Below are 20,078 nucleotides of genomic sequence, written 5' to 3'. Positions count from 1 at the left end.
CCTGGTCACCTGCCGCGTGAGCGGAAGCGGAAAGCGGCGGCCACGGCGAGGGTGCCCAGGACGGCGGACCCCGCAGCCAGCGGAACCAGACTCCTGGTGCCCCGGCTCCCGGTCTCGGCCATGGTGCCGGAGGGGTCGGCCGAGCTTTCCGGGGTCGTGTCCGTCCTCGCGTCGTCGCTCGGGTTCCGTGACCCGGCAGTGCCCGAGGTGGCCGTATCAGCCGTTCCGGACGGGGCCGGACCGGTCGTCGTTCCCGCCCCGGTGACGTCGAACGACGCCACGACGTTGTTCTGCCCGGGATCCAGCCCGCACGACAGGTCGAGTTTGACGGTCACGATGCCGCCGCTCGCGGTGACGTGCGCGGTGAGGTCGCCGACGGTGATTCTCGCCCCGCCCGGTCGGGTGAAGGCGCGCGTCGGTGCGACACCGGTCGCCTTGACCTGGAACGGTCCGGACGCCGGAACGCTGGTCCTGGCCACCTGGAACGGCACGCCGAGGTCGGTCTCGAGGCCCGGCGCCGTCACATGCACCTTTGCGTCCACCGTGCCCGTGATGGTCTTGATGCCCGCCTTCCGCAACTCTCGCGCGTCAGCCGCGTTGACCGGCACCGCCGCACGGATGACGAACTTCGGTGTGGGCATGCCGACCGTCGCCGACTTCGGGACGTCCGAGTCGATCTTCACGGTGCCTCGCCGCTCGTCGGCCATCGGAACCGAGCAGGTGTACCGCAGTGTGCGCGACACAGGCTCTGCGGCCGCGGGTACGACTCCGAAGACTCCCGTGCTCGTGCCCACGACCCCTGCGGTCACCACAAGTCCCCAGGCCCCACGGGCCACCGGACCTCTCAGAACGGAGCGGGATGCCGCTCGCTGCTCACACGGGTTCTGGATCAGTTCGACGTTCGCCATCTTGTCCCTCAGTCAGGTACTCGGGCCTCCGGCACGCAGCCCACGGATTCCTCCACCAGGTGGAACGGCCGCGGGGCGGCCCCCTCTCGGTCGCGAGGACCCGCCCCGCCCGAGCGCACAGCCGGGTCCCGCAACCAACCGTAGGACTGGATCGCACGCCCGGAATTGCGCGTGCGCGTAGGAAAGTTGACACCACGCGCAACACAACGAGTTTCACGCACACATGTGCGTATCGAGCCGCTGACGCACTGCCTGTATCGCACCGCCGTCCACTAAACTGTTGCGGCACTACCGGGGCCTCATGCCATGAGCGTGAGACCCGAATCCGGTTGTGCGCACTGTGAGAAGGCCGCGGTGAAAGGTGTTTCGATGGCCTTGGAAACCTACACGGTGATTTCATGCACGACCCGGGACGTGACGTCGCGTGAGCGCGCCAAATTCTGGGGCGAGCACGTGACGTCGTATCAAAGCCAGATGGGCTACGGATACCCACGCACCGACGACTTCCGCGCGGGAACGATCCGCCAGCGCACCGCCACCTATCAGCTCGTCCAGTGGTGGTCGGACACGATCAAGTACACCCGGACCACGAGCCAGGTACGGCTCAGCCCGGACGAGGACTACCGCTTGGTGCTGCCGGTCGCCGGAGAGATGCTGCTGCGCCAGAACGGCCAGGAGCTGCGACTGGTCCCGGACGCCGGGTGCCTGCTCACCTTCGGCGCGCCGTTCGAGGTCCTGCAGGCCGCCTCAACGCGGGCGTTCATCATGTCGATCCCCGCCCAGGAGGTGAACGGGCGGTTGAACCGGTCGTCGCCGCTCACCCTGGGCCTCGACCTCCGCTCGGGTCTGGGCCGGGTGGTGGGCGACATGCTGACCGGCCTGCACGAGGAGCGCGACGCCCTCACAAGCGGCCAGTTCGACGCGGTGTCGGAACGCCTGGTCGAGCTGTTGTGCATGCTTGCCGCGGGGGACGACCGCCCCACCCCGCCCGGTCACCTGACGGAGGTGGAGACCGTGGTCCGCCGGTACGCCCGCGAGCACGCTGCCGACCCCCACCTGACCGGCGCCACCATGGCGCGAGCCCTGGGCTGGTCGCTGCGCCAGGTACAGCTGGCTCTGCAACAAGCCGGGACGACCCCCCGCGCACTGATCCGCGAGGAGCGGCTGCGATTGGTACGGGACCGGCTGCGGGCGCCCGCGTACCGGCACATGACCATCACCGAGCTGGCATATGCGTCGGGATTCTCCTCCTCCAGCGCGCTCAGCACGGCATTCCGGCAGCGCTTCGGGGTGTGCCCGCGCGAAATGCGTCACGCGGGATTCCCGTCCGCCGGTGATACACAACGGAGCTGACCGAAATCCGTTGGACTTCCGGTCTGACCGGCAACAGCGGCAGGTCCACGGACGTAACGATAAATCATGGTGCCCAACCGCTTTTCGGATAGCCGGAGCGGTCTCGAACCGGATGCCTCCGAAGCCCGGTAATCCCTACACGAAAACGATCACGGGAGAATTCCACAATCCCGGACCCCAGCATCTCGGCGTCGGATCGTCCCGCCCAGCTCGCGCCACGGCCCGGGCGGCTTCGCCGCGTCGGGGCGGTGGCGGGGCGCAGTGCGCCAGGTGGCGTCCGGGGGCAGAACGACCTGCCGGCCTCGGGGCTCGCCGTGCGAGAGAGGTACTTCGCACAGCGACACGGTCGTAGGGAGGATCTCCGGCGACGGAACAGGCCGGTCAGCCGACGTAGCGCCTTTTGCGGTGCCCTTCCGCTGGGCGGCCTCCAGCGCCGCCAGCCGCGCCTCGATCGCGGGAGGTACTGGTCGCCGCTGGCGCAGCACCCACGGCAGTCCGCCCGCCGCGAGCAGAAAGGCACGGAAGGAGGCACGGTCCCTCGGTACCGTGGTGAGCAGGTACACCGTGCGTTTCAGGGCCGACCCCGCGAGACGCCGAAGCCAGGTGAACCACAACGTGTTGCGGGGCCCGACGACGCGCCGGGCGGTGCTGTCGCGCACAGTGGAGGCCGCGTGGTGGATGACCGCTTCCGGCACATAGGCCGGCCGCCAGCCGGACCGGCGCTGTCACGTTGTGGAGCGTGTGGGTGCCCGACCTCGTCCATGTGCCACTTGTCACCCCGGCCGTGGCCGGCGTCGGCGCAGCTCATTCGCATAGATCTGGCCGAACTTTGCGCACCAACGCCGGATCGTCTCGTACGAGACGATCACATCGCGCTCGAGCATCAGCTCCTCCACCTCACGGAATGACAGCGGGAAGCGGAAGTACAGCCACACGCAACGGGAGATCACCTCGGCCGGGTACCGGTGCCCCTTGTACGACGGCGGAGTACTGCCCACGGACAACCCCTCCCAGCATGACCAACCCGAAGATCACCCACCCTGTCAGCCAACGTGACAGTGCCTCGACCACGTCAACAAAGCGAAGGGTGACAAGGACCCGGGGAACTGGAAGCCGCCGCTGCAGTCGTACTGGTGCACCTACAGCCGGGCCTGGATCAGCGTGAAGGCCAACTACCAGCTCACCGCCAACCCTGCCGAGACCGAAGCCCTGTCCGAGATGCTCGACACCTGCAACACCTGACACCACCCGGCGGCACCGGCCGGGAGCCCCGCCCGGTAGGCCGCCGGAGTACCGGACGATCCCGTCCGCGCCCCGACTCGCCGCGGGGGAAGAGCAGGACCCCTCCGCCCAGGCACTCTTCCCCCGCGGCGACCCCACCACCCCGACCCCCAACCCCACGACAACGACACGGGGTTGAACCAGGAAGGCCCCGCATCGTGATCCGCACTCTCCCGGCACCGGACCGGCGCAGCATCGCCCGCAGCACCCTCACCGCGCTCGTCGCCGCCGAGCTCCTCGCCCCGGCCGTCCAGGCCAAGGCGACCACCACGTGCGCACCGCACACCACCGGCGTGTGCAGGGCCGCAAGTCCGCACCCGGCAGGTGCGACCGCCGAATGCAAGGACGGGACCCTCAGCTACGCGGCGAAGTTCCGCGGCACCTGCAGCCACCATCGCGGCGTCCGCTACTGGTACAAGTAGGCCGCGCCGGCCACCCCGCCTGGCGCCACCAGCCTGCACGTGTCCCGGCAGTGCGTTGACCCTTGTGGCCCTGGCAGTGAAGGATTCGAGCATGCTGCTTCTCTAGACCAGCGCCAGCAGCGCAGGCCGCAGCCCCGGATCCAGGTCCACCGCCCGCTTGCGGCCCCCGCCGACCCGACGGACCCGTCCCAACGGCGCCTAGGAAGAGAGCGTCTCGCAGAGGGAGCATCGCTGCTTGCCGTAGTCTCGGCTGTCGGCGGACATGTTGATTGCTTGCTGACTGACCCAGGCCCGTCCTGCGCTGCGGCCAAGTGGTTCAGTGGGCGGGGTCGTCGAACTGATCGAGGAGGACGTCGGCCAGTGTGTCGCCTGTGGCGGCGGCTGCGGCGCCGTCGTGGAGAGGTTGTTCGGTCCAGATGACTTTGCCGCGGGGCGTGTATCGGGTTCCCCAGCGCTGCGTGAACTGCGCCACCAGGAACAGTCCGCGTCCGCCCTCGTCGGTGGTCTTGGCCAGGCGTAGGTGCGGGGACGTGCTGGAACCGTCGGACACCTCGCAGATCAGGCTGCGGTTGTGCAGCAACCGGGCCCTGATCGGCGGGGTCCCGTACCGGATCGCATTCGTGATCAGCTCACTGAGGATCAGCTCCGTGGTGAAGCCGATGTCCTCAAGGCCCCACTCACGCAGTCGTACCGCGCACTCCGCGCGCACCGTCGCCACCGCTGCCGGATCCGGCGGCACGTCCCATTCCGCCACCTTCGACGGAGCGAGCAAGCGGGTCCGCGCCACCAACAGGGCAATGTCGTCCGACGGGTGCGTCGGCAGCCTCGCCTCGATCGCCGCCCGGCACGTCTCTTCCGGAGTGCGCCCCGCCCCGCCCTCCAAGGCTCTGCGCAGCTGATTCAGCCCGGTCTCGATGTCCCGGTCCCGGCTTTCCACGAGACCGTCCGTGAACAGCACCAAGTGCGAGCCCTCGGGCAGACGCAGCTCGGCGGTTTCGAAGGGATGGCCGCCCACACCGAGCGGCGGCGAGGCAGGCACGTCCGGATACGTGACGGTGCCGTCCGGATGCACCACCGCCGGGCCCGGGTGTCCGGCGCGGGCCACTGTGCACAGTCCCGTTACCGGGTCGTAGATCGCGTACAGGCACGTCGCCCCTGTCACCGCCTCGCCTTCTCGGTCTTCCGAGCCTTCGCCGGTGCTCTCCTCGCTGTCGATCCGGGTGACCAGGTCATCCAGGTGGGCCAGCAACTCGTCCGGCGCCATGTCCAGGGCCGAGAAGTTGTGTACCGCGGTGCGCAGCCGCCCCATCGTCGCGGCCGCGTGCAGGCCGTGGCCGACCACGTCTCCGACCACCAGGGCAACCCGGGCCCCGGACAGCGGGATGACGTCGAACCAGTCCCCGCCCACCCCCGCCTCCGCTGGCAGATACCGCCAGGCCACCTCCACGGCGTCCTGCTTCGGCAGGCCGCGGGGCAGCAGGCTGCGCTGCAACGTCACTGCCATCGCATGCTCTCGCGTGAACCGACGCGCGTTGTCGAGGGCCACCGCCGCGCGCGCCGCCAGCTCCTCCGCGAAGGACAGGTCCTCTTCATCGAATGCCGGCGAATTCCCCGTCCGCCAGAAGCTCACCATCCCGAGCACCACACCCCGGGCTTGCAGCGGCACGGTCACCAGCGAATGGAACCCGTACTCCAGCGTCCTCCGCGCCCGGTCGGGATCCTGCTCCTGCCAGCCCCTCGCCTGCCGCAGGTCCGCCTCAAGGACGGCCCGCCCCGACTCCATCGCCCGCATCTGCGGTGTCATCGGCAGAAAGGTGATCAGCTCTCCGACCGGGTACAGAGTGCGTGCCTCCGGCTCGCCGTCGATCGCGGTGCGCCGCATCTGCCGCCGCGTCTCCCGCGCCGGTTCCTGCCCCCGTACCACCGAGTCCAGGAGGTCCACCACAGTGGTGTCGGCGAACCGCGGCACCGCCACCTCCGTCAACTCCTCTGCGGTGCGCACTACTTCCAGCGTGGTGCCGATCCGCACCCCAGCGTCGTACAGCAGCTTCAGTCGCTCCCGCGCCACCTCGGCCCGCCCGGTGAGCGCCGCCAGTTCCGTGGTGTCCCTGAGCGTCACCACACTGCCGGACGGGCCGCCGGCCAGGGCTGTGGGCCGGATGTTCACCGCCAGCAACCGGTCCCCTGTCAGATGCACCTCATCCGTGATCGCTTCGCCAGACGACAGCACCCGCGCCATCTCGCCGTCCAGACCCAGGTCCCCCACGTCCCGCCGCTCAGCATCCGCCGGAAGGCCCAGGAGCCGCCGCGTCTCGTCGTTGGCCAGCAACAGCCGCCCGTCGGCGTCGATGATCAGCACGCCCTCCCGCACGGAGTGCAGCACCGCGTCGTGGTGCTCGTACATCCGCGTCATCTCCACCGGGCCCAGGCCGTGCGTCTGACGCCGCAACCGCCGACTCACCAGCGCCGACCCGCCCGCGGCCAGGATGAGAGCGCCACCCGCGGCACCGAAGAGCATCGGCAGCTGCCGCCCCACCTCTTTGTTGACGTTCTCGAGCGTGATCTCGGGGTACACGATGCCGGCGACCGAGCCGTCCGGCCTGAAGACGGGGACCGCCGCATATACGTATACGGACGGGCCTACCTCGACGATTTCTGTGAAGGCCTTGCCCTTCGCCGCTGCCTTGTACGGGCCGATGACATGCTTCCCGATCAGGCCCGGGTCGGGGTGCGCGAGGCGGATCCCGTCCGGCGTCGACACCACAATGCCGTAAAGTTCGGACCGCTGCTGGACCTTCTTGGTCAGCGGCTGCAGCTCCGCGGTCGGGTTGGGGCCGTCCAGTGCCTCCACGACCCCCGGGGAGTTCGCGAATGCCTCACCGACGGCAAGCACCTCTTCGCGGGCGTGCTCCGTGCCTTGGCGCCCGGCCTGCACCACCAGCGCCGCCACCGTCGCGGCGACGAGCAGAACCACCACCGCCAGCTGCAGGAGGAACACCTGGCTGGCGGCGCTCCGCGGGCTTGGCAGAAAGCACCAGCGCCGCCCCGGCGACCGGTGCGGGACCTCCCGCTCGCCCGCGGACGGAGTCGGCTGCCCAGTTCCCGGATGCGGAACCTCACGCCGACTCCGCCTGTGCCAGCCACTGGGCAGGAGGGAGGACAGTACGGATCTCCAAAATTTGGACATATCCACATTCTCATTATTCACAGCTCTGGCGAGGCCGGACCGAGAAGCGTCTGATGTCGTGGTCATCTCAGCCGCGTCGGCAAGCGCAAGTGCCCCTCTTGTACTTTGTGACCTGGTCGACGTCACTGACGTGGGTGCCTGTGGGGCTCGTAGAGTCATCGCTGCTGGTCAGCACCCACCTCTCGGTGGGGACTTGTCATGCTGCCCTGATGATCGTGTCCCTGCTCCACCGCACCGCCCGCGCGCTGCTGTCCGTCCCCGCGGTCCTACTGTGCCGAGACACCTGCTGCGGCACGAGAATGCCATCCTGCGCAGGCATGTGAAGGGCGGGGTGCTCTATGAGCCGGCCGACCGATTCCGGCTCGCCGCCCTCAGCTCGCTGATACCGCGTGGCCGCTGGGCCGCCGTCTTCCCCGTCGCCCCGGCACTTCGTTGGGCACCCCATCGCGGCCTCCACGGTCTGGGAGATGCTGCACGCAGCAGGCATCGACCCGGCCCCGCGCCCCTCCGGCCCCACCTGGCGCGACTCCTCACGCGCAGGCTCAGGGGATCCTTGCGCGGACTTCTTCCCTGTCGACACGGCCCCGGAGCAAGCGCCTGTACGCGATGGCGTTCATCGAGCACCGCACCCGGAGACTGCACATCACCACGGTGACCACGCACCCCACCGCGCAGTGGGCGGTACAACAGGCCCGGAACATCGCTGCCGACCTCGGCGAGCGGGGCGCCGTGCCACGGTTCCTGCTACGCGACCGCGACAGCAAGTACACCGACGCCTTCGACGCCGTCCTCACCGCCCAGGACACGGAGGTGCTGCTCAGCGCGCCCCGGGCACCGCGCTGAGACGCGCCTTGCGAACGTGTGATCGGCACCATCCGCCGCGAGGCCCTCGACCACGTCCTGATCCTGGGCGGGAACCACGCCAGGAAGGTCCTGACTGACTACCAGGACCACTGCAACGGACACCGGCCGCACCGATCCCGGCAGCGGCTACCGCCCAGCGCGACCGAGCAGCCCGCAATCGTGCGCGATCTCGACGGCCGAAGCATGCTCCGCACCAGGGTCCTCGGCGGCCTCATCAACGAGTATCGATACGCCGCGCGAACTGCAACGACTCGACTTCACGCGCGTCGGCCAGGAGGCCTGGAAACTGGAGGGTCCGCCGGTGGTGATGCCGTCGCGGGCGACCTTCTACTGCCTGTTCGAGCGAATGGAGGCGGGTCGGCACACCACCGGCTCGGCCCGCCCCCGTCGCTCGCTGGCCGACCAACCCGACGGAGTCTTCGGCGTCCCGGCTGACAACTCCCGCCTGACGTCGCCTTGAGGCAGAGGGATGTGATGCTCCTGCCGATTCATCCGCGCTGAGCGCGGATGAGGTCGCGGTACCACGCGAAGGACGCCTTCGGGGTGCGGACCTGGGTGTCGTGGTCGACGTGGACGAGACCGAAGCGCTGGTGGAAGCCCTCGGCCCATTCGAAGTTGTCCATCAGGGTCCAGGTGAAGTAGCCGCGCACGTCCACGCCCTGGGCCACGGAGGCGTCGACGGCCTGGAGGTGGGTGTCCAGGTAGTCGATGCGGTCGAGGTCGAGGACGGCGCCGTCCGCGTCGACGACGTCCTCGACCGAGCAGCCGTTCTCCGTGATGTAAACCGGCGGGAGTGCCGGGTAACGCTCCTTGAGGTCGACGAGCAGTTCCCGTAGGCCGTCGGGAACGACGGGCCAGTCGAATGCGGTGCGGCGGTAGCCCTCGATGGGGGCCTCTTCGAACGGCAGCCCCTCGGATGCCGGCGCCTGGATCCGGGTCGGGTTGTAGTAGTTGATGCCGAGCGCGCTCAAGGGGGCCGAGATCAGTTCGAGATCGCCGTCCCGGACGGAGCCGCCGAGGGTCGCGTCCGCGCCGAAGGCCGACAGGTCCGGGTAGGTGCCCGTGAGGATCGGGTCGTTGAACAGGCGGTTGTGCAGGTTGTCGTAGGCTCGCGCGGCGGCGCGGTCGGCGGGGGAGTCCGAAGCGGGCCAGACCGGGGTGCAGTTGTTGGCGATCAGCACCTGGAGGCCGCGCGCCCGCAGCTCCCTCAGCGCCAGGCCATGGCCGAGCAGTTGATGGTGGGCGACCGGCAAGCAGTCCAGGAACAGGGTGCGGCCCGGCGCATGAGTGCCGAGACCGTAGCCCCAGACCATGTGGATGAACGGTTCGTTGAGCGTGATCCACTTCTGGACGCGGTCGCCCAGCCTGTCGGCCATGATGGCGGCGTACTCGGCGAAGCGGTGCGCGGTGTCGCGGTTCAGCCAGCCGCCGCTGTCCTCGAGGCCCTGCGGGAGGTCCCAGTGGAACAGGGTCGGGACAGGTTCGATGCCGCGGGCGAGCAGGCCGTCGACCAGCCGGTCATAGAAGTCCAGACCCCGAGTATTGACCTCACCTGTGCCGGTCGGCTGGATCCGGGGCCAGGCGATGGAGAAGCGGTAGCCGGTGAGGCCCGCCTCGGCCATCAGCGCGACGTCCTCCTCGTACCGGTGGTAGTGGTCGCAGGTCACGTCACCGGTGTGCCCGTCGCGGACTGTGCCGGGCCGGGCGGTGAAGGTGTCCCATACCGAGGGTCCGCGGCCGTCCTCCTTGGTGGCGCCCTCGATCTGATACGACGCCGTCGAGGCACCCCAGATGAAGTCCGCGGGGAGATGGTTCAGTGTCACGCCTAACCTCCTGAAACATGAGCAGGGCTCACGTTAGCCTGTTCGATGGGATGATGGAAGCGTGAATCAAGATCGCACCGCAGGGTCGCTGCGCCGAATGCCGGTCCAGAAGCGCAGCGCCGAACGCTTCGAACGGCTGCTGGACGCCTGCGCCGAACTCCTGGACGAGGTCGGCTATGCAGGGCTGACCACCAAGGAGGTGGCCCGCAGGGCCGAGGTGCCCATCGGCACCCTTTACCAGTTCTTCTCCGACAGGGAGGGGCTGATCGGTGCGCTCGCCGCCCGCAATCTGGAGTCCTTCTTGGGGCGGGTCGCGGACCGGCTGGAGCGAGAGGAGCCCGAAGGCATCTCGGGCATCGTGGATGTGACCGTCGACGAGTTCGTCACCATGCGCCGGACGATCGCCGGTTTCGGCGTGGTCGACTTCGGCGCGGCGGGACAGGACCACATCCTGGAGCCGACCCTGGACAACAACACCGCGGTCGCCGGAAGGCTGCGCTCACTGACCGCCTCTCTGACCGGGACCCAGGACAACGCCGAATTCGAGGTCGCGGTGCGGGTGGCTCTGGAGTGCGCGGACAGCGTGCTGAAACTCGCCTTCCGCATCGATCCGCAGGGCGACGCCCAGTTGATCGCTGAGTGCAAACGAGTCCTCAACAGCTATCTGAACGATCGACGCCGGTGACTGGCAACTAGTAGTGGTCAAGGGGTGCTTCGGGGCCGGAGGCACGAATGGCTGGAGCCGCCCGGGTGCTGTTGCACGCCACGTCGGGTGATGCCCTGAATCTGCCGGAGGACGCCGCCGTCCTCCTGAGTGCTAGCGGACGGCCTTGACCTTCCAGACCAATACCGCGCCCAGCGCGGACATGACCGCGGAGCAGAGGAACAGCGAGCGGTATCCCCCCGGACTGCCGAGCACGACCGAGGCGATCGGGGGAACGAGAACGTAGGGCAGGGAGGTCATCAGGTTGGCCAGGGCCATGTCCTTGCCGCGGTCCGCCGAGGCGGGGAGCACCTCGGTGACCAGGGCGGTGTCGACGGCCAGGTACACGCCGTAGCCCAGGCCCAGGATGACGGCTGCGACCAGCGTCATGGTCCACGTGGGCGACAGCGCGAGTGGGACCGCGGCGACGGCCATCGTGACGCCGCCGAGGAAGACCAGCATGCGTCGCTTGCCCAGCATGTCGGAGAGCCAGCCGCTGAGGACGACCGTCGAGATCGTGGCCAGGCAGTTGACGCCGATCACGATGAGCAGGCCGTCCTCGGTCGACTGGCCGGGGAACAACTGCTCGTAGTGCAGTACGTCGTCCAGGAAGTACGGCAGGTAGAGCGTGCCCATCCCGTAGCCCAGCCCCATGATGAACCGGGAGCTCATCGCCCAGACGAAGTCGGGGTGTTCGCGCGGGTTGATTCGGTAGCCGTCCAGGAAAGTACGCAGAGAGAACGGATCGCGCTGCCGGCGGGGTAGCGGTGGATCCTTCATGGTGGCCGCGAACAGCATTATCAGCAGCGGCAAAGCGGCCATCAGCATGTACTGCGCGGAGAAGCCCGTGACCAGCCCGAGCAGTAGCCCACCCGCGATCATGCTGCCGGCCTGCGGGACCATGGCCCAGCCCAGCACCACACCGCGCTGGGCGACCGGGACCTGGTCGGGCACCACGGGGGAGAGTCCGGCACCGATGATCATGAAGCTGGCGGACAGCACGAGGGAGCCGAGCGCGACCCCGGCGACGGTCGTCTGGATGCCGATGCAGACCAGTGCCACCATGCAGACCAGCGAGCCCGCGATCATCCACGGTCGGCGGCGGCCGAACCGGCTGGTGGTGCGGTCGCTGAGGGCACCGGCCAGCGGCGCGAGGACGATTCCCGAGATTGCGCCCATCATGCTGACCCAGGCGTAGCTGCCGACCTTCCCCGCCGGGTCGATCTGGGCGATCTGCTCGGGCATCAGGAATGTGGTCGGCGCCTGAAGCGGGATGAACATCCCGACGTTGGCCAGGACGTACAGGGCGACCCAGCCGGAGCCGACCTTACGGGTCGGCTCGGCGAGGGCCTCGGGGGCGAGGCTCATCGGGGCACCTTCTTGAGGTGGACGAGCTCGCTCGTCCAGTCGAAGGACAGCAGCGGCGGGAGACCGTGGCTGAGCAGGACGGCGCCCTCGTGGACGGCGCCGGTGGTCTCGTCCCGGTAGCGGGCGTCGGGGTCGAGGCCCTTCAGCCGGGTGCGGGCGACCGAGCGGGCCGGCGCGGACGGCTGGAACTGGAAGACGACGACCTCGTTCTCGGTGAGGTACTGCACGGCGTCGTGCTCCAGGCGGTACTGGACGCCGCCGTGCACCGCGGGCCGGATCCGCTTGTACTGCTCGACCAGCATCCGGGCCCAGGCCAGATCCTCCTCGCTCCAGTTCCGCAGGTTGCCGCCGATGCCCATCGCCCCGGCCATCGAGACATGGAAGCGGTACCGGATCGAGGTCGGGCGGGCGGTGAAGCTGTGCGGGCTGTCGGTGACCCAGGCGCCCATGGTCCGGGCGGGCAGCAGCTGGCAGTGGCCGTGCTGGATCGCGACCCGGTCGGCGGCGTCGGTGTTGTCCGACGTCCAGACCTGGTCGGCGCGGGCCAGCACGCCCAGGTCGGCCCGGCCGCCGCCGCCCGCGCACGATTCCAGGTACAGGCCGGGACGGGCGGCGCGCAGCCGGTCCATCACCTCGTAGACCCCGCGCGTGTGCTCGATCCAGACCCGGTCGGGGTCGGCGGCCCCAGGCTGCCCTGCCTCGCTGAAGGGCCGGTTCATGTCCCATTTGAGGAAGGCCACGTCCAGCTCGGTGACGGTCCTGACCAGCCAATCGACCGCCCATTCCCGGACGTCGCGGCGGGCGAAGTTCAGCACGTGCTGGTGGCGGCGCTGGGTGCGGGTACGGCCGTCCTGGCAGAGGATCCAGTCGGGGTGCGCACGGAAGAGGTCGCTGTCGGGGTTGACCGCCTCGGGCTCGACCCACAGACCGAAGCCCATGCCCAGCGCGCGGACGTGGTCGGCGAGCGGGCCCAGGCCGTTCGGGAAGCGGTCGGGGTTGGGCCACCAGTCGCCGAGCCCGGCCATGTCGCTGGTGCGGGCGCCGAACCAGGCGTCGTCCACGACGAAGACCTCGACGCCGAGACCCGCGGCCAGGTCGGCCAGCTCGGTCTGCTGCTTCTCGCTGATGTCGAACTCGGTCGCCTCCCACGAGTTGAAGATCAAAGGGCGTTCGGCAGGACGGGCGGGCAGCACCTCGCGTTCGACGTAGGCGTGCCAGCGGCGGCTGGTGCCGCCGAAGCCGTCGGGGGCATACAGCCCGGTGAAGACGGGGGTCTCCAGACGCTCGCCGGCGGCCAGCTTCCAGACCAGGCCCTCGTGGCCGAACCCGCCCGTCCAGGAGGCGCGGCCGTAGGCGTCGCGGCGCAGGGTGATCCGGCGACTGCCGCTCCAGGACAGGGCCGCGCTCCAGACCTCGCCGTGTTCCTCGGCGGCGTCCTGCGCGTCGAGCATCAGCCACGGCCCGGCGTGCTGTCCCGTGATGCCGAGGCGGCTGGTGAACACGGTCTCCCCGACGGGCACCCGGTCGCGCCGGAGTTGGAACTCCCGACCCCATTCCCCCACCACATGACTGACCCGGTAGTCGTCGCGGGCGGGCAGCGTCCAGGCGGCGGAGTCGAACCGCAGGACGTCAACCGGCTCGTCCGCGGTGAGGACGGCCCAGCGCTCGATCTGGTCATGGCCGTCCCGGAGCCGGTAGTGCAGGTCGAGACCGAGGGAGCGGACACGGTCGGTGAAGGAGAGCGTGAGCAGGTCGTCCTCGACCGTGTGCGAGAGGAACCGCCACTCGAAGCCGCGGACACCGTCGTCGAACCGTACGGTCAGCGAGGGCGCCCCGAACCGCAGGCCGCCCTCGACCACGTACTCCTCACCCCCCGGGTCGTCGCTGCCGGGGTCCTCGTCGGGCAGGTCGGCCGCGATCACGACGGCCTGCTCCAGGGTCAGCGGCCGGCCCCAGTGCACGTGCCGGGGGACGTCGTCGGCGTCCAGCTGGAAGGCGTAAGAGGTGCCGGGAGTGCTCAGAAGCCAGAGGCGGGCTTCGGAGTGGTGAGTGATCACGCAAATCCTCAAACGTGAGTAGGGCTCATGTTCTGCTCATACGTTAGGCACACGAGCCCGCAACGCCAAGCCCCTGGCGGGGGGCTGTCGAATTTCGCGGCGTGTGGTTCCCTGCGCTCTGCGCGGCTCGGTCGGCGAACGCGTCGGAAAGTCAGCCGGGGCCACCGCAGCGCCGCCTATGGTGGCGGGCAGCGTGAGCCGCCACCTGGCAGACGTCCATGGCGCCTGACGTTTCCTTCTGATCACCGAGTCGCTGATCACGTATCAGACCGGATGCCAGAGAAAGGGCCCCAGCCCCGCCCACGCCGGCGGGCACATTGGTCTAGACGGCCGCGGCCACGGCGAGGCCGCGCTGGGACAGCCGCGCGGCCCTGCGGAGGGCGACATGGTGTCCGGCGAGGCCGGCGAAGGGCGGGAGCGGGCAGCCGGGGCGGGATGAGGGCACGGCCCGGCCCTGTTTGCCCGCGCCGGAGCGCACCGCGGTCTCGATGAAGACGGCCATCAGCCGGCGCCCGCCGCCGGCCGCGGCAAGGGCGCCTGCGCCGATCGCCCCGCAGCCGCCGGGCAGGGTGAAGATGTCCCCGATCGGCGTGTGGTTGAGGAACAGCGCGGTGCCCAGGTCCGTGACGCCGCCTTGTGCAGCCCGTCCTGAATTCGGCCAGAACTGGCTACCGAACGTATGGTTGTATTGACGGTTGGTCATCAGCTGGTCCAGCCTCTGGGGCTGCGGTACATGAAGCCGCGCTTCCCCAGAGAGGAATTCACGGCCATGGAGCCGACGAAGGAGCAGCAGGCTGCCCGTGAGGTGTTCGCCTCCGGCCGGGACCTGGCCCTGGTCGCCGGAGCGACTCACGCCGCGCGTCTGGTGATGGGCATGGTCCGCAAGTTCTGCTACACCACCGACCGGCAGGTCATGGCCCGCCATATGGAGCCGGTCAACGGCCTCGACGGTCCTGGCCAGGACTATCTCGCCCGCACTCTGCTGCCCTACGCGCATCGTGCGTGGGAGGACATCTGCTTGCCCGCGGGCCGGCTGCGGTTCGAGCACGACCACTGCATGAAGTTGTGGGCGATGACCTCCCCGCAGCTTGGGGCGGACTTTGTCCTGCTGGACGAGGCCCAGGACACCAACCCGGTACTGGAGGAGGTCTTCCTCGCCCAGGACGCACAGCGGGTGTGTGTCGGGGATCCGGCCCAGCAGATCTACGGCTGGCGTAACGCGCGCGATGTGATGACCGGCTTCCCGGCCGAGCAACTGCGCCTGACCCAGTCCTTCCGCTTCGGCCCAGCCATCGCCGAGGTGGCCAACCGGTGGCTGGGACACGCCGAGTCGGAGATGCATCTGACCGGCCACGGCCCCGGCTCCCGTGTGGGCGAGGTGGCGCAGCCCGAGACGGTCCGGTCTTCGCCGGCAGCGGCGACATCGGCGGCGCCGACGCCGACTACATCCTCGGCGGCCTCCTGCTGGACTGCAAAGCCACCAAGGACCCCCGCCGCCTGGGCCGCGAAGAGATCTATCAGCTCGCCGGATACCTCCTGCTCGACTACGACAACCAGTTCGGCATCGACCAGGTGGGCCTGTACCTCTCCCGACAGGGCGGCCTGATCACCTGGGATGCCGCCGACTTCCTGCGGCGGCTCGGCGCGAGCGTCCCTCTGCCGCAACTGCGCGCACAGCTGCGCCGGCACCTGCACGGGGCAGCCCGCCGCTGAAAGCCACGGCCGGCGACAGCCTGGGACCGGCTGGAAGAGCCGACTGGAGGCCGCCGCTCAGTCCGTCAACTGTCGTTCAGCCGAGCGCGGGGGCGGGAAGGGTGCCGGCCCCCGCGGCTCTTCTGCGAAAGTGCAGGGCGTAGACGGTCAGTTGTCGCGGCGCGGGGCGTGGTCGAAGAACCGGTTGTCGGTGTCGATGTGGATTTCACGCACGCCGGGATAAGAGCGGGGGAGGGGGTCGTTGGCGGCGGCGATGATCTGCAGGCCCTCGCTCCGGGCCCGGTCGACCGGCATCGCGACGAGCTGCTCGTCCGACGCGGCTGCGGGCATCCCACCGCTGGTCGGCTCCTCCACGGACTCGTGCTCGATCGTCGTCTCGCTCACGTGGCGTCTCTCCCTTGATCAGCAGATCCGCCGTTGATCAGACACTCCCCCGGACCAGCCGGACCGTCTTCGAATGCTGTGGAAGTCGTCAGGTGGCAGCGCCCCGGGAGTGTTCGTGCAACCGCCGGCCGTGCTGTTCGCGTGGATCGGTACAGGGCGAGTGTGTGTCTGCGGGGCAGAGCGGGTTGGGAGGTACGGCGTGGGCGGGGTTTGGCGCACGGGCCAGGTCGTCGACGGGCGGTACGAGGTTGTCGAGGTACACGAGGACGGCGGCATGGGTCTGGTGTACCGGGTGCGTCACCTGGCATGGGGCACAGACCTCGCCGTCAAGTCTCCACGGCCGGAGCTGTTCCGGACAGCGGCGGATCAGGACCGGTTTACCGCCGAGGCGGAGATCTGGGTGTCGCTCGGCCTGCATCCGAACGTGTGCGGCTGCCACTATGTTCGCGTTCTCGACGGGCTGCCACGGGTGTTCGCCGAGTACGTGACGGGAGGCAGCCTGCGTGACTGGATCGGCGATCGACGCCTGTACGCCGGCGGCCGTACGACTGCGCTGGGACGCATCCTGGATGTGGCGGTGCAGTGTGCCCGGGGGTTGCAGCACGCGCACGACCAGGGCGTCGTTCATCAGGATGTCAAGCCCGCCAACATACTGCTGGATGTCAGTGCGAACGATCTCGTTGCGAAGGTGACCGACTTCGGGCTCGCCCGTGCTTGCGCCACAGCCGCAGCCACGGACACTGTCCCGGTGACGGCGTTCGCGCACCCCGAGGCGAGTGCTCTGGTGTCCAACGCGGGACTGACGCCTGCCTACGCCTCGCCCGAGCAGATGACGGGGCAGCCGCTCGGTCGGCGTACCGACGTCTACAGCTTCGGGGCGTCCGTGCTGGAGATGTTCGCCGGCGGGATCACTTGGGTGTTCGGCGCGGTGGCCGGTGAGGCGCTGGCCGCCCTGCGCGAGCAGCCGACGCCGGGTCTGCCCGAGCTTCCACCGGCGCTCGCCGCCCTGCTGGAGCGTTGCCTGCGCCTGGATCCGGCGGCCCGGCCGGCGTCGATGGCCGAGGTCGCCGCTGAACTCACCGAGATCCACCGGCGCCTGACCGGAACGCCGTACCGGCGTGTGCTCCCGGCTCCGGCGGATCTGCGGGCCGACGAGCTGAACAACCGTGGCATCTCCATGCTCGACCTCGGCCGCCCGGCAGAGGCGGGCGAGATGTTCGCCGCAGCTCTGGGTGCCGATCCGCAGCATCTGAACGCCACCTACAACGCGGGCCTGCTGGCGTGGCGCCGTGGCGAGCGCACCGACGAGGACGTCCTCGTGACGCTGGACGCGGCGGCCTCGGTGGGCGCTGATGCCGACGAGGCCCGTCGACTGCTCGCCGAGGTGCACCGGGAGCGCCGCGACCAGGACCAGGCGGACGCGCTGCTTCACCGGGAGATCACGTCCGGGACCGGGCAGCCGAGCGGTACGCGCCGCATTCCTTGGTACGACGTCCGACAGCGCGACGGCGAGTACGACCCGTCGTTCGGCATGTGGGTCAGGCCGGCTGATCCGTCGCTGCGGATCCGCTTCACTGAGGACGGCACCCGCGCGGTGTCCGTGTGCGACGGGTTGCTTCGGGTGTGGAACGTCCGCGAAGGACGGCTCCTGCGGGAGTCGGCGGTGCCCATCGGCCCGCACGACGGGATCGTCCAACTCGGCATCAGCGCCGACGGCCGGTTCGCGGTCACCGCCGCGTTCTGCACGGTGCGTTTCTGGGACCTGGAAGAAGGGCGCTGCCTCCGCGTGTTCGACGCGGTCTTCGGCCGTCACCACACGGGGCTGGACCGGATTCTGCACTGGCCGAATTCGGTCCACCTCAGCGGCGACGGACGGGTTGCCGTCGTTGCGTATCACGGCGGCGTCGTTCTCGTCTGGGACTTCCCCAGCGGTTCGCTCCGGCAGGTCATCGACGGGCACGACAACCATGCGACGGCGGCGGTCAGCAACGACGGGCGGCTGGTGCTCGCCGCGGGCCGCTACGACGCAACGGCCCGTCTGTGGGACGTCGACAAAGGCCGCCTCGTCCAGGTCCTCGACGACTGCGGACGCTCCACCTCGGCCTTTCTCAGCGCCGACGCGGATCTAGCAGCCGTTGCTTCCAACGGCCGGATCCGGGTCTGGGAGTTGACCGAGGGCCGTGACCGGACACTGGACGGCGTGGGCAGACTGCCCCAGGTATCGGTGACCGGCGGCTATGTGGTGTCCACCGACGTGGACGACACCGTCCGGCTGTGGCCGCTCGCCGAAGGACGGTGCCTGCGCACCCTGCGCGCGGACGGCGCCCGGGTACTCGCGGTCCACCTCGACGCGGAGTCGGGAGTCCTGCAAACCGCGTGGCAGGACGGCCTTTTGCGCTGGTGGACGATGACGGCGCCGTACGCCGCCCCGTCCCGGCTGAGCAGGCCGCGTGAGCACGGGGAACTGGCCCTCCGGGCCGCCGAGGCGGCCGGCCTGCTCAACCGGGCCCTGCGGGCCGATCACCCCCGTGCAGCCCTGGACCTTCTCGCGGAGGCAAGGGCGGTGCCCGGACACGAGCGCGAGCCCCGGCTGCTCGCGGCATGGCGGGAACTCGGGCAGTCCGTGGTACGGGTCGGGCTGCGTGCGGCCTGGGCCGCAACGGTCTACGACACCGGCACGCTGGTGGACTCGCTGGACATGAGCGCGGACGGCCGGTTCGCCGCGTCGAGCGTGCGCGATGGCACCGTCCGGGTGTGGGACCTGGACAAGGGGACCTGCCGGCAGGTGGCGGCCGCGCAGCCGCACCACGCTGTCGGCCCGGTCGGCATCAGTGACGACGGAGCACGCGTGATGTACCGGACAAGCAAGGCGGTGACCACATGGTCGGTCGAAACCGGTGACCGCACCACACTGCTCGGCGGACCACCGGTTCTGGGGGCGTTGGCGTTCGACTGTGACCGGAGGCTGGCTCTGATCGCCCAGCACGACGCGATCAGGCTGTGGAACTTGGAGACGGGCGCCTGCGAGCGGCAGCTGCCGCTCCGCCAGGAGGCCAGGGCGGTCTGGCTGGGCCGGGACCTGGCCGTGTCCGCCGGGCGGGACGGCGTGGTGCGTCTGTGGGACCTCGAGACCGGGCGATGTCGGCACACGCTCCGCGGCCACACCCACTGGGTACTGTCGGTCTGCCTGAGCCCGGACGGCCGCCAGGCCCTGTCCTCCGGCGGATACTCCGACCGTACGATCCGCCTGTGGGACACCGCCACGGGCGAGTGCCTGCGCGTCTTCGGTGACGAACCCGACAGCCCGCGCGGCGTCAACTCGGTGCCCCAGGTGCAGTCCAAGCAGATCCGGTTCACCCCCGACGGCCGGTTCGTCGTCTCCGGCGGATCCGACACCACCGTAAGGATCTGGGATCCGGCTACCGGACGGTGCCTGCGAGTCCTGGAAGGCCATCGGGGTGCGGTGTCGGCTCTCGCGATTGCTCCGGATGCCCGGTTCGTGCTCTCCGGAGACACGGACGGGACCATACGACGCTGGGAAATGGACTGGGACTTGGAGACGCACTGACAGCGGCAGGAGGTAAGGCAGCCCACGGCCGACTGTCGAGGATGAACCCGGTCACCGGCCCGCCCGGACGTTCGACTCAGCGGTGAACCGGTGCCCTGACAGCAGCGTGACCGCATAGTTCGCCTTCTCCGCGTGGATGAACCGGCATATCTTGCTCACCGGTCGCTCTCCTTCACGAAGAAGGCAGTCGCTTTTTTCAGGATCTCGATCGTCTTCGCCTGCTCGGCGGTCAGCTTCCGCAGCCGCTTCAGCTCCTCGTCCCGATCGTCGGCGGCCCGCCCCGCTCGCACGGAACCAGGTCCCGATCCGGTGTCCTGGGCAGCGCGGGCCTTCTTCACCCAGCCCCGCAGTGACTCCGAACTGACGCCGAGCTCCCGGGCAACCTCGGTCACCGTCCGTCCCGACGACCGCACGAGTTCGATCGCGTCCCGCTTGTACTCCTCCGAG

At 69.5% G+C, this 20,078-nt stretch carries 15 protein-coding genes and 2 pseudogenes; 7 read left to right on the top strand and 10 right to left on the bottom strand.

Annotated elements, in window-relative coordinates:
- Positions 1-5 precede the first annotated feature (5 nt).
- Positions 6-794, bottom strand: a complete 789-nt coding sequence (locus BT364_RS12720) for a DUF6801 domain-containing protein (RefSeq protein WP_143166478.1) — start codon at positions 792-794, stop codon at positions 6-8.
- 588 nt (positions 795-1,382) lie between these two features.
- Here BT364_RS12720 and BT364_RS12715 point away from each other — a divergent pair.
- Complete coding sequence (locus BT364_RS12715) at positions 1,383-2,261, top strand: AraC-like ligand-binding domain-containing protein (RefSeq protein ID WP_371268583.1); 879 nt, start codon at positions 1,383-1,385, stop codon at positions 2,259-2,261.
- Between the two features lie 381 nt (positions 2,262-2,642).
- Here the strand turns inward: BT364_RS12715 and BT364_RS42825 are convergent.
- Both BT364_RS42825 and BT364_RS12705 read right to left on the bottom strand, forming a co-directional pair.
- A pseudogene (locus BT364_RS42825) lies at positions 2,643-2,980 on the bottom strand (glycosyltransferase family 2 protein); the annotation flags it as partial.
- A gap of 32 nt (positions 2,981-3,012) precedes the next feature.
- A pseudogene (locus BT364_RS12705) lies at positions 3,013-3,259 on the bottom strand (IS6 family transposase); the annotation flags it as partial.
- A 441-nt stretch (positions 3,260-3,700) separates the two neighbouring features.
- On the opposite strand from BT364_RS12705, the gene BT364_RS12700 reads away from it, so the two are divergent.
- A complete protein-coding gene (locus BT364_RS12700) occupies positions 3,701-3,964 on the top strand; it encodes a DUF3761 domain-containing protein (protein WP_072485271.1) in 264 nt (87 codons plus the stop codon).
- Positions 3,965-4,280: 316 nt separating this feature from the next.
- Here the strand turns inward: BT364_RS12700 and BT364_RS12695 are convergent, their stop codons facing one another.
- Positions 4,281-7,217 (bottom strand): SpoIIE family protein phosphatase, encoded by a 2,937-nt coding sequence (locus tag BT364_RS12695; RefSeq protein ID WP_256259731.1) that lies wholly within the window; start codon positions 7,215-7,217, stop codon positions 4,281-4,283.
- Between the two features lie 540 nt (positions 7,218-7,757).
- Between BT364_RS12695 and BT364_RS44145 the strand changes: the two genes are divergently transcribed.
- Both BT364_RS44145 and BT364_RS44140 read left to right on the top strand, forming a co-directional pair.
- Complete coding sequence (locus BT364_RS44145; protein ID WP_072485269.1) at positions 7,758-7,994, top strand: hypothetical protein; 237 nt, start codon at positions 7,758-7,760, stop codon at positions 7,992-7,994.
- 18 nt (positions 7,995-8,012) lie between these two features.
- Complete coding sequence (locus tag BT364_RS44140; RefSeq protein WP_072485268.1) at positions 8,013-8,450, top strand: integrase core domain-containing protein; 438 nt, start codon at positions 8,013-8,015, stop codon at positions 8,448-8,450.
- A 53-nt stretch (positions 8,451-8,503) separates the two neighbouring features.
- Here BT364_RS44140 and BT364_RS12675 read toward each other — a convergent pair whose 3' ends face one another.
- Positions 8,504-9,838, bottom strand: coding sequence for a GH1 family beta-glucosidase (locus BT364_RS12675; protein ID WP_072485267.1), 1,335 nt, complete (start codon positions 9,836-9,838; stop codon positions 8,504-8,506).
- Between the two features lie 61 nt (positions 9,839-9,899).
- Here BT364_RS12675 and BT364_RS12670 point away from each other — a divergent pair, with 61 nt between their 5' ends.
- Complete coding sequence (locus BT364_RS12670) at positions 9,900-10,523, top strand: TetR/AcrR family transcriptional regulator (RefSeq protein ID WP_177328107.1); 624 nt, start codon at positions 9,900-9,902, stop codon at positions 10,521-10,523.
- Between the two features lie 132 nt (positions 10,524-10,655).
- Here the strand turns inward: BT364_RS12670 and BT364_RS12665 are convergent, their stop codons facing one another.
- The 3 genes from BT364_RS12665 to BT364_RS12655 all read right to left on the bottom strand — a co-directional run bounded on the left by BT364_RS12665 (position 10,656) and on the right by BT364_RS12655 (position 14,669).
- A complete protein-coding gene (locus BT364_RS12665; protein WP_072485265.1) occupies positions 10,656-11,909 on the bottom strand; it encodes an MFS transporter in 1,254 nt (417 codons plus the stop codon).
- Positions 11,906-13,966: an alpha-galactosidase gene (locus BT364_RS12660; RefSeq protein WP_079179427.1), complete on the bottom strand. Its 2,061-nt coding sequence runs from the start codon at positions 13,964-13,966 to the stop codon at positions 11,906-11,908. Before BT364_RS12660 ends, BT364_RS12665 begins: the two co-directional genes overlap by 4 nt.
- Before the next feature lie 322 nt (positions 13,967-14,288).
- Positions 14,289-14,669, bottom strand: coding sequence for a hypothetical protein (locus BT364_RS12655; RefSeq protein WP_072485264.1), 381 nt, complete (start codon positions 14,667-14,669; stop codon positions 14,289-14,291).
- Positions 14,670-14,735: 66 nt separating this feature from the next.
- Here BT364_RS12655 and BT364_RS39100 point away from each other — a divergent pair, with 66 nt between their 5' ends.
- The gene (locus tag BT364_RS39100; protein ID WP_256259730.1) at positions 14,736-15,572 is read left to right on the top strand and encodes a UvrD-helicase domain-containing protein; all 837 of its coding nucleotides are present in this window, start codon (positions 14,736-14,738) and stop codon (positions 15,570-15,572) included.
- 254 nt (positions 15,573-15,826) lie between these two features.
- Here BT364_RS39100 and BT364_RS12645 read toward each other — a convergent pair whose 3' ends face one another.
- Positions 15,827-16,063 (bottom strand): hypothetical protein, encoded by a 237-nt coding sequence (locus BT364_RS12645; protein WP_072485263.1) that lies wholly within the window; start codon positions 16,061-16,063, stop codon positions 15,827-15,829.
- A gap of 199 nt (positions 16,064-16,262) precedes the next feature.
- Here BT364_RS12645 and BT364_RS12640 point away from each other — a divergent pair, with 199 nt between their 5' ends.
- Positions 16,263-19,631 (top strand): WD40 repeat domain-containing serine/threonine protein kinase, encoded by a 3,369-nt coding sequence (locus BT364_RS12640; protein ID WP_072485262.1) that lies wholly within the window; start codon positions 16,263-16,265, stop codon positions 19,629-19,631.
- Between the two features lie 155 nt (positions 19,632-19,786).
- On the opposite strand, the gene BT364_RS40930 is transcribed toward BT364_RS12640, so the two are convergent.
- The coding region (locus BT364_RS40930) for a transposase (protein ID WP_143166477.1) at positions 19,787-20,078 on the bottom strand (292 nt) is incomplete at its 5' end.

This window comes from Streptomyces atratus, from assembly GCF_900119365.1.
Lineage (GTDB): Bacteria > Actinomycetota > Actinomycetes > Streptomycetales > Streptomycetaceae > Streptomyces > Streptomyces atratus_B.
This window is presented reverse-complemented; position numbering and strand designations above follow the sequence as displayed.

Bases quoted from the DNA above. Each gene is read 5' to 3' on its own strand.
- BT364_RS12715 (WP_371268583.1), top strand. From the start codon at position 1,383: ATGGGCTACGGATACCCACGCACCGACGACTTCCGCGCGGGAACGATC.
- BT364_RS12695 (WP_256259731.1), bottom strand. From the start codon at position 7,217: ATGACCACGACATCAGACGCTTCTCGGTCCGGCCTCGCCAGAGCTGTG.
- BT364_RS12665 (WP_072485265.1), bottom strand. From the start codon at position 11,909: ATGAGCCTCGCCCCCGAGGCCCTCGCCGAGCCGACCCGTAAGGTCGGC.
- BT364_RS39100 (WP_256259730.1), top strand. From the start codon at position 14,736: ATGGAGCCGACGAAGGAGCAGCAGGCTGCCCGTGAGGTGTTCGCCTCC.
- BT364_RS44145 (WP_072485269.1), top strand. From the start codon at position 7,758: ATGGCGTTCATCGAGCACCGCACCCGGAGACTGCACATCACCACGGTG.
- BT364_RS12655 (WP_072485264.1), bottom strand. From the start codon at position 14,669: ATGACCAACCGTCAATACAACCATACGTTCGGTAGCCAGTTCTGGCCG.